Annotated in this window: 3 protein-coding genes and 2 pseudogenes; 1 reads left to right on the forward strand and 4 read right to left on the reverse strand. The window is 66.6% G+C overall.

The genetic code is table 11. The features are described from left to right. The first annotated feature begins 8 nt into the window (after positions 1-8). Complete coding sequence (locus tag HMPREF0975_RS09440) at positions 9-956, forward strand: DUF3097 domain-containing protein (protein ID WP_198009170.1); 948 nt, start codon at positions 9-11, stop codon at positions 954-956. Between the two features lie 41 nt (positions 957-997). On the opposite strand, the gene HMPREF0975_RS09445 is transcribed toward HMPREF0975_RS09440, so the two are convergent. The 4 genes and pseudogenes from HMPREF0975_RS09445 to HMPREF0975_RS17330 all read right to left on the reverse strand — a co-directional run. Then, a complete protein-coding gene (locus HMPREF0975_RS09445; protein WP_009233931.1) occupies positions 998-1,612 on the reverse strand; it encodes a VOC family protein in 615 nt (204 codons plus the stop codon). Positions 1,613-1,689: 77 nt separating this feature from the next. After that, complete coding sequence (locus HMPREF0975_RS09450) at positions 1,690-3,111, reverse strand: sodium:proton antiporter (protein ID WP_009233932.1); 1,422 nt, start codon at positions 3,109-3,111, stop codon at positions 1,690-1,692. A 134-nt stretch (positions 3,112-3,245) separates the two neighbouring features. Further along, a pseudogene (locus tag HMPREF0975_RS09455) lies at positions 3,246-3,731 on the reverse strand (ferrochelatase); the annotation flags it as partial. Between the two features lie 209 nt (positions 3,732-3,940). Continuing rightward, positions 3,941-4,219, reverse strand: a pseudogene (locus HMPREF0975_RS17330) (IS256 family transposase); the annotation flags it as partial. Between the last annotated feature and the right edge of the window lie 199 nt (positions 4,220-4,418).

Below are 4,418 nucleotides of genomic sequence, written 5' to 3' on the forward strand. Positions count from 1 at the left end.
TGGCGCCTGTGGCTCGCGGTGCGGCTGTGACTGGGACCGTGCCTGCTGCCCGGCGGCCCTCGTCGAGCGACCGCTACGGCGGGGACGTCCTGTCGGTGAACCCGCACCGCACGGGCCACAGCGCCGTGCGCCCGGAGTCGGTGCATGTGCCTGTGACGCCGGGCCTGGTGGTCGAGGACCGGCAGACCGGTTTCGTCGGCGCTGCGGTGGCGGTGGAGAAGTCCGGTGGCCAGCACGTCGTGGTCCTGGAGGACCGTCATGGCACGCGACGCGGTTTCGCCCTGGGACCCGGGTTCTGGATCGATGGCCGCCCCGTCATCCTGGATCCGCCCGTGGCGCGCAAGCGCGAGCCCGCCGGCCCGGTCAGCGCCGCAGGGAGACGGTTGACGGCGTCGGGCTCCTACGCCGTCGAGGGCGAGCGGGCAAAAGTGGCGCGCGCCTCACGCATCTGGGTGGAGGGCAAGCACGACGCCGAGCTGGTGGAGAAGGTGTGGGGCGACGACCTGCGCCACGAGGGCGTCGTGGTCCTCATGCTCGACGGCGTCGACAACCTCGAGGAGGTCATGGCCGACTTCGGCCCGGGACCCGAACGGCGAGCGGGAGTCCTGGTGGACCACCTGGTGGCCGGTTCCAAGGAGTCGCGGATCGCCCAGCGGGTAGCCGAAATGCCCGGCGGGGAGAACGTGCTGGTCCTGGGGCACCCGTACGTGGACGTGTGGCAGGCGGTCAAGCCGGCCCGGGTGGGCCTGGAGCACTGGCCGGAGGTTCCGCGGGGCATCGATATCAAGCACGGGACGCTGGAGGCCCTGGGCTGGCCGCACGCCACGCAGGCCGACGTCGCCCGGGGCTGGCAGCGCATCCTGGCCACGGTTCGCTCCTACAAGGACCTCGAGCCGAGCCTGCTGGGCCGCATGGAGGAGCTCATCGATTTCGTCACCGCCCCGGGCACACGCTGAGGCCCTTCAAGACTCTGACCGCAGTCCACTCACAGGGGTTTTCATAGGACGCTGTCGTCGTCGAAGGTCACCTTGATGGTCTGACCGGGCTCCACGAGCTCGAGCTGCTGGTCGTCGCCCAGCCTGAGGACGGTGTCCCGCTTGTGCACGGGCAGCGGATAGGCGACGCGGGCGATGGAGCTGATCCCGTTGGGGTGGGTGAACTCCTGAGGCCTGGGCTCGGTGCTGAAGTGGCTCATGAGGAACGGCAGGTCGACGTCGTGGGGGAAGAAGACCTCATAGCGCAACTCCCGCCCACGGGGGTCCACACGCTTGGTCTTGATGCGCAGGCCCTTGCCGTTCAGCAGAGCCATCCCCTCCTCCAGCTCGGAGTTGTCGCCCTCCAGGCACAGGCCGCACAAGCCCTCGGGGCCGCGATCCCAAGACAGGAAGCGGCGGGCGGCGCCCCCGCGCGGTCCCAGCGAGAGCAGGCGCCCCAGGAGCGGCGGCATTCCAGTGCGCGCCAGAAGTTCCAGATAGGGGCCGTGGGAGAAGTAGATGAGCGCGTTGTACGGCCTCTTGACGGTACCGTACTCGACGGCGAAGCCCCTGGCCTCGAAATCGGCCACGGCCTGAGAGAGGTCGTTGACCTTGTAGATCACATGTCCCAGCTGCACGCGCTCAGGCTACGCATGCGCAAGGCGCGAGGAAACCCGTCTCGCGCAGGCCATAAGACAGTAGGCAGGCAGCCGGGTCAGTCGCCGCCGCCTTCGGGCTGGTCGGCCAGGGCAAGGCGTCGGGACTTAGATAGCAGGCGGGCATCGAGCCCCAGGATCGCCGCGGTGAGCGCCCCTCCCAGGACCTTCCACAAGATGCCCGGGGCGATGAAGAGCAGGACCATGGCGGCGATGACCGGCACCAGGTGCTTCATGGCGCGGCCCACGTAGCCGCCGAAGCTGGGCATCTCGACGCCGTCGGACTCGGCCACGGACTTGACCATGAAGTTCGGGCCATTGCCGATGTAGGTGATGGCGCCGCACAGGACCGCTCCCAGGGAGACGGACACCAGGTAGAGCTCGGGGACCCCGGCCACGTTGTCCCCACCGGGGTGTGCGACCTGCCCGGCCATCTCGAAGAAAGTGGCGTAGGTGGGGGCGTTGTCCAGGACAGAGGAGAGCCCGCCGGTGAAGACGAAGAAGGTGACCTCGTTGAGCGGCAGCGAGCCGGCCACCTCGTCAAGGTAATGCAAGGCCGGAATCATGGTGAGGAAGATGCCGATGAACAAGATGGCAACCTCGGCGATGGGGTCCCAGGTGAATTGGTTGTCCTTGAAGCGGACCTCGCGGCTGCCCAGGAAGTAGGAGCATGCCGCGGCAGCGAGCATGATGATCTCGCGCACGGGGATCCAGTCTCCCGGGGCGGCGTGGCCGGTCTCAATGGCGTGGACGTCGACGGAGGGCGCGAAGGCGACGGCGGCGATGATGGCGGCGAAGAAGACGAAGTTGAGTGAACCCTTGAGGCCGAGGGGCTCGATCTCGGTGTCGTCGTCATGGACGGCCTTGGCCGGCTCCTGGGAGTAGTAGTAGGAGTCCAGGGCGTAGTAGCTCACCAGCAGCATGGCGTTGACGAAGAGGTACTCGCGCAGGAGGTTGAAGGTCCAGGTGAAGGGCACTCCGCGCAGGAAGCCCAGGAATAGGGGAGGGTCCCCCAGAGGCGTGAGCAGCCCGCCGCAGTTGGCCACGATGAAGATCGTGTACAACACCGTGTGCACGCGGTAGTGGCGCTCCTTATTGGTCGCCAGCAGGGGCCGGATGAGCAGCATGGCGGCGCCGGTGGTACCGACGAAGGAGGCGATGACACCGCCGATGGCCAGGAAGATCGTGTTGTTGCGGGGCGTGGCGCGGATGTCGCCCTTGAGGAAGATGCCGCCGGAGACCACGAACAGGGCCAGCAGCAGGGTGATGAACTGGAAGTACTCGACCACGGAGGCGAAGACGACCTCCCAACCGCCGAGGACCCACATCCAGGCGGCCACCGGCACACCCAGGCTCACGGCGACGAGCAGCTGGCTGGAGTGCTTCTCCCACCAGTGGGCCGTGGCCGGAATCAGCGGCAGGACGGCGATACAGGCGAGCATGCCCGCGAAGGGCAGGACGGACCACCACTCAAGATGCACGGCGACTTCCTCACAGAATCGGGGTTGTTTACGTCACCATACCGTCCCGGGCATCAGTTTCCCCGGCGAGGGCCTGTGGTCTCTCGTGCTGAGACCGACCTTCCGGGCCGATGCCGCAGTGAGGGAGGCCGGGCTCAGATCCAGCCGGCCAGCACGTTTCGGGCCTGCTCAGCCAGGGTGGCGATGGCGCCCTCGGAGTCGTTGCCCCAGGGGATGTAGTGGAAGCTTCCGCCTCCGGCAGTGGTGAAGGTCTCGCGGTTGAACTGGTTGATCTCCTCGAGGGTCTCCAGACAGTCGGAGAAGAAGCCGGGGCAGATGACGTCGAGACGCGGGCAGCCTGTACTCCCCAGCTCGCCGACCGTGTCGATGGTGGCCGGCCCGATCCACGCGGCGGGCCCGAAGACGGACTGGAAGGTGAGCCGGGCGAGCCCGTCGGGCAAATCGAGTCGGCGCGTCAGGAGCTCAACGGTGCGCTCGCACTCGGTGCGGTAGGGATCTCCGGCGTCGTACATGGCTTGGGGGATGGAGTGGAAGGACAGAAGGAGGTGCTCGCCGGCAGCAGGGTCGGGACGTCCATGGATCTTCCAGTGCTGCTCCAGGGCCGTGGCGAGGGCTTCGACCTGACTCGTGACAGTTTGGTGGGTTTGGGGTTTTGGGGCTGATTTTTCGTTGGTATTCCGTCATGTTGGGGGTGTGCTGGCACACTAAGCGGCCGGTAGGGTGGGGGTGGTGAGCCCGTTTCTGCGTAAGGTCAAGACTGCCTCAGGAGCGATGGCGGTACAGATCGCGGTCAAAGGAAGGGACCTGTCCAGTTTTCTGTGTAAGCGTTTTACAGGTAGGGGTTGATTCGGTCGGGGTAGGCGGTGGTGAGCTGGGCCAGGGCCTTGTTCCAGTCGGTGGTGATCTGTCCTTCGACGAGCTTGCCCTTGGCCCTGCGCTTGGATGCTGGCAGTCCTTTCTCCTTGTCGCGTTCTCGGGCTCGCTTGTCCACAGGTGTCGCAGATCGCCAGCCACAGCAGCTTGATCACCGCCTCATCGGAGGGGAAGTGGCCGCGGTTCATTGGTGATCTTTGCGCAGCTGGTAGCTCGCAGTCTCGATGCTGTTGGTGGAGGGGGTACCTCCCGCGAAGTGGGGGAGAGATGACACGCCTGAGCATCGGCCGGTGAGTCCAGGAAGAGGGGTGAATCGCTCCCAGGCCCGCTCCCAGGTCGTCACCGTCTGAAGGGTGCTTGACCCCCATGTCGGACTCGGAGAAGTCGGTCAGAGCCTGCCAGGCGGCCTCCTGGTTCGGAGCGGTGCAGATCGG

Source organism: Actinomyces sp. oral taxon 849 str. F0330 (assembly GCF_000239715.1).
GTDB lineage: Bacteria > Actinomycetota > Actinomycetes > Actinomycetales > Actinomycetaceae > Actinomyces > Actinomyces johnsonii.